The organism is Tissierellales bacterium (genome assembly GCA_035301805.1).
Classification (GTDB): domain Bacteria; phylum Bacillota; class Clostridia; order Tissierellales; family DATGTQ01; genus DATGTQ01.
This window is the reverse complement of record DATGTQ010000111.1, coordinates 1-4,283: the sequence shown is the minus strand read 5'-3', so window position 1 is coordinate 4,283 and position 4,283 is coordinate 1. Positions and strand designations below refer to the sequence as shown.

Below are 4,283 nucleotides of genomic sequence, written 5' to 3'. Positions count from 1 at the left end.
GACTTCTTCCATAGTTGGTAATTCTTTATTTTCCTCTTCTTTTCTCATTGTACAACCCCCTAAGATTAAAATTAATAATAGCAGTAATAAAAATATTTTTCTCACCTACTTCATCTCCTAACTGTCATATAAATAGTTCACTTATTAAAACTCAAATTTTCCTTTCTATCTAACAAGGTCAATTTGTATTATAAGACTTTTGAATCTCATCAGCTATTTGACTATCTGCCCCTTCAAAACCATCAATAATAATTTTAAGATAGTTTTCTGTTTTAATTACTACATTTGACATAGTAACAGAGGCTTTTTCTATTTCTTGTATTAAAGATTTATAAGTTTCAACTGTTTTTCCACTACTTTCCTCAAAAATTAAGTTTGAAGTAGAATTTCCACCCTCATCTCCACTAAAAAAATCTAGATCATTCTTAATATTCTCTATTTGTTGCCTAATCCCTTCTAATCTTTTAGGGTCTAATTTTATTGTGCTCACAATCTCCCAACCCCCTCTTTAATAAATAAATTTATCCTTTTCATCAATATCCTTAATAAAATCCTTCGCCTTATGATTTAATGAATCTTCAAAGCCCTCTAAAAAATTTATAATTTTATTCATATCTGAAACTAATGATTTTAATTTTTCTGTAATTAAAACATCTTGGAAAGCCTCTTCAGATATTGAATCTATCAAGGTATTATATTGTTGGCCTGAGCTTATTAAATTTTCTGCATAAGCTAAAACCATCTTTTCAGCTCTTATTATTTCATGATCAGCAATTTTTAAATTATTATCCATTTTTTAACCTAACCTCTCTTAATTTATAATTTAAACTTGAAATATTATTGGAAATATCATTTCTTTTAGCCTCCAGATTGGCTATTTCATTTTCTAAATCCCTTATTACCTTTTTAATATGATTAGACTCCTCTTCTTTTTTACGAAATACATTTTGGCTTTCTGTTCCAGCTAAAAGGTCATTCATAGCATTTTTAAGTTGAGCATAAACTCTTACCTTACTTTCAACTATATTAGCATTGTTTACTCTGTTCCTTTTAGTTTGAATACTTTCACCTAGCTGTTCTGTAAATTCATTGTGTTTTTTTAGAAATTCATATAAATCCCCTAGGTCTTTCTTCTTTTCATGGATTTCTCTTTCAATATTGTCTAATCGCTGTCTATTTACAGATATTTGTTTTAAATAATGAGACTCTTTCATTTTATACCTCCCTAAATTAATTCAATAGATTTTGTTCCAAGAATTGTCATTACCCTTATTATCATCTCTTAAATTTATGTATTCTTACCGTCCTATAAATTCCATTCTTAGGTGCTAGTCTATCTCCAGACTTAAGATAATCTTTGGTTGAACTTATTAAAAATATATTGGTAGTTTTAGGATCCTATGAATATTCTATTGGGCTAACCTTCAGAATTTTCAGATATCTGATTGAAGTTTTTAAATTTACCTCTGTAGTTGTTAACATAATATTGATATTAATACTCGTAATGTGATTTATTATTTTTTATCCCTTTAGTCAAGATTAGATATAGTATATAATATTGGTATGTACCCCACCTTGTTCCCGCACTGTATATATTTGTATACTTATTTAATTATACCCTATTATTTCGTCTAACTCAACTGTATATTATTATAAATAACCTATGAATAATCCATGTTAATTCTGTTAGAAGAGACCAATACCTTACAATTATCATAAACTTTGAGATTTATTGCTACTTTTATTAATATACATTTATTCCTAATAGGTGATAATAAATTGCCAATAAAAGAGACAACATTATAATACAAAAAACTCCCAAGTAATAAACTTAGGAGTTCTATTCAATAATTGTGCCACTAAGGCCATTAAGAGCATCTTCTACCTTATCTAACGAAGTTATTATTGTTTTTCTTTCCGGTTTTGATTCTACAAATTCAATTCCTGCTAATACTTTTGGCAACATACTTCCAGGAGCAAAATGTCCTTCTTCTGCATATTTTTTCATAGTTTCCACTGATACTTTATTTAATTCTTTTTGGTTTGATTTTCCAAAGTTTATGAAGACTTTTTCAACGGCTGTAAGGATAATTAAAATATCTGCATCTATATCCTTAGCCAATCTTTGTGAAGCCAAATCCTTATCTATAACTGCCGGTACACCTTTAAGATTACCTTCTTCTATTACAGGTATTCCTCCACCACCTACAGTTATTACTATGTAATCCTTATCTATTAATGTTTTTATTGCCTCTATTTCTACTATTTTTCTAGGTTTTGGTGATGGTACTACTCTTCTATATCCTCTACCCGAGTCTTCTACAATATTATAGCCTTTTTCTTTTTTAAGTATAGCTGCTTCTTCTTTTGTGTAAAAGGGGCCTATAGGCTTAGTAGGATTATTAAAGGCATCATCTTTTTTGTCTACTACTACTTGAGTGATTATGGTAGTTACAGCTTTACTAATATTTCTCCTTTTTAACTCATCCCCTAAAGTTTGTTGCATATGATAGCCAATCATTCCTTGACTCATAGCACCACAAATATCAAAAGGCATAGCAGGTGTAATTTTATCTGCCACTTCATTTTGAATAACTATTCTTCCTACTTGAGGTCCATTGCCATGGGTTATGACCAATCTATATCCCCGGTCTACAATATCCGCTAAATATTTACTGGTTTCTTCTAAAATTTTAAGCTGAGCTTCAGCAGTAGCATCACTACCTTCATCTTGTAAAGCATTTCCTCCTAATGCAACTACTATTGTTTCTTTATAGTTTTTACACTTTTCCATTAGCTAACTCTCCTATTTCACTCTCTTCATATCCCAATAGCTCCTTTAAAACTTCCCTTGTATCTTCCCCTAAAGTTGGTGAAGCTTTTCTAATTTTACCAGGTGTATCACTTAGCTTTATAGGTATCCCCGGTACTTTAAATTTCCCCACTATAGGATGGTCCATTTCTACTATCATTTCTCTAGCTTTTATTTGTGGATCTACTAAAACTTTATCTATAGTATTTATTGGACCATTAGGTATTCCTGCACTATCTAATATTACTTGCCATTCTTTTGTTTTTTTATACTTTAAAGGTTCTGCTATTAAAGGTCTTAGTTCATCGTAATTTTTATTTCTTATAGGATTGGTTTTAAATCTTTCATCATTTATTAAATCTTTTCTATCTATAATACTACAAAACTCCCCCCACAGAAAGTCATTTCCTGCAGCTATCATAATTTCTCCATCCTTAGTTTCAAAAGTTTCAAAAGGAACAATAGATGGATGCTTATTCCCTTCTGGCTTAGGTATTTCTCCAGTTACAACATATCTAGCTATAGCATTTTCTAAAATTGCAACCTGACAGTCTAGCATAGCTACATCAACTTTTTGTCCTTTACCAGTCTCATATTTATTTGCAAGAGCAGTTAAAATTCCTATTACTGTAAACAATCCAGCTGTTATATCTCCTATAGAAGTTCCTACCCTTGTAGGTCTTCCATCCTTTTCCCCGGTAATACTCATTAATCCTGACATTGCCTGAACTACTGCATCATAAGCAGCCCTTTTACTATAAGGTCCAGTATGGCCATACCCTGATGTAGCAGCATATATAATTTCAGGATTAATCTCTTTTAAAGTATCATATCCTAATCCCAATTTCTTCATGGTTCCTGGTCTAAAATTTTCTACTACTACATCTACTTCTTTTACTATTGCTAGAAAAATTTCTTTTTCCCTTTTGTCTTTTAAGTTTAAGGTTATACTCCTTTTATTCCTATTTAAACTCATAAAGTAGCCACTTTCACCATTTATATAAGGACCAAAGAACCTTGAATCATCACCTTTATCCGGCATCTCTAATTTTATAATATCTGCACCTAAATCTCCTAATATCATAGTTGCATAAGGCCCAGCCAGAACTCTTGTAAGATCAAGTACCTTTAAATTTTCTAATGGTAACCTCATTTCTACCCCCTCACTTTTTATAAGGTATTCTTATAGAAGGTTCAAAACTACTTTTCCCTTCAGTTAATATCCCTTTATAAGCCTCTGTATTTCTGTCTTCTAAATGATCAAATATCATTGGAATCTTAGTTCCATACCCAATATATTTAATAGGATCTGGATTAAGTCTGGCTGATATAATATCATCTCCACCTCTTGCTAATCCAATAGTTTGGCCTATTGGATTAACTATCATACTAGAACCAAAGAAATGGTTTCCAGCAGCATCGGCGCCTACTGCATTTGGTGCTAAAATATATACATGATTATCATAAGCCC

At 31.0% G+C, this 4,283-nt stretch carries 6 protein-coding genes; all 6 read right to left on the bottom strand.

The features are described 5' to 3' along the window. Nucleotides 1-178: 178 nt before the first annotated feature. On the bottom strand, nucleotides 179-490 hold the full coding sequence (locus VK071_05090) for a hypothetical protein (protein ID HLR34691.1): 312 nt from the start codon (nucleotides 488-490) through the stop codon (nucleotides 179-181). A gap of 18 nt (nucleotides 491-508) precedes the next feature. Next, the gene (locus VK071_05085; protein ID HLR34690.1) at nucleotides 509-793 is read right to left on the bottom strand and encodes a hypothetical protein; all 285 of its coding nucleotides are present in this window, start codon (nucleotides 791-793) and stop codon (nucleotides 509-511) included. Continuing rightward, nucleotides 786-1,214, bottom strand: a complete 429-nt coding sequence (locus tag VK071_05080) for a hypothetical protein (GenBank protein HLR34689.1) — start codon at nucleotides 1,212-1,214, stop codon at nucleotides 786-788. Before VK071_05080 ends, VK071_05085 begins: the two co-directional genes overlap by 8 nt. Nucleotides 1,215-1,840: 626 nt before the next feature. Continuing rightward, entirely contained in the window at nucleotides 1,841-2,794 is a 954-nt protein-coding gene (gene arcC / locus VK071_05075) for a carbamate kinase (GenBank protein ID HLR34688.1), read from the bottom strand. Beyond that, nucleotides 2,781-3,965 carry a CaiB/BaiF CoA-transferase family protein gene (locus tag VK071_05070; GenBank protein HLR34687.1) on the bottom strand — a complete coding sequence of 395 codons (1,185 nt, stop codon included), beginning with the start codon at nucleotides 3,963-3,965 and terminating at the stop codon, nucleotides 2,781-2,783. Before VK071_05070 ends, arcC begins: the two co-directional genes overlap by 14 nt. Nucleotides 3,966-3,975: 10 nt before the next feature. Further along, nucleotides 3,976-4,283, bottom strand: a 308-nt coding sequence (locus VK071_05065; GenBank protein HLR34686.1) for a nitrilase-related carbon-nitrogen hydrolase, incomplete at its 5' end; no start/stop codon positions are given.

Coding starts and splice junctions, on each gene's coding strand:
- VK071_05085 (HLR34690.1), bottom strand. CDS start 793: ATGGATAATAATTTAAAAATTGCTGATCATGAAATAATAAGAGCTGAA.
- VK071_05080 (HLR34689.1), bottom strand. CDS start 1,214: ATGAAAGAGTCTCATTATTTAAAACAAATATCTGTAAATAGACAGCGA.
- arcC (HLR34688.1), bottom strand. CDS start 2,794: ATGGAAAAGTGTAAAAACTATAAAGAAACAATAGTAGTTGCATTAGGA.
- VK071_05070 (HLR34687.1), bottom strand. CDS start 3,965: ATGAGGTTACCATTAGAAAATTTAAAGGTACTTGATCTTACAAGAGTT.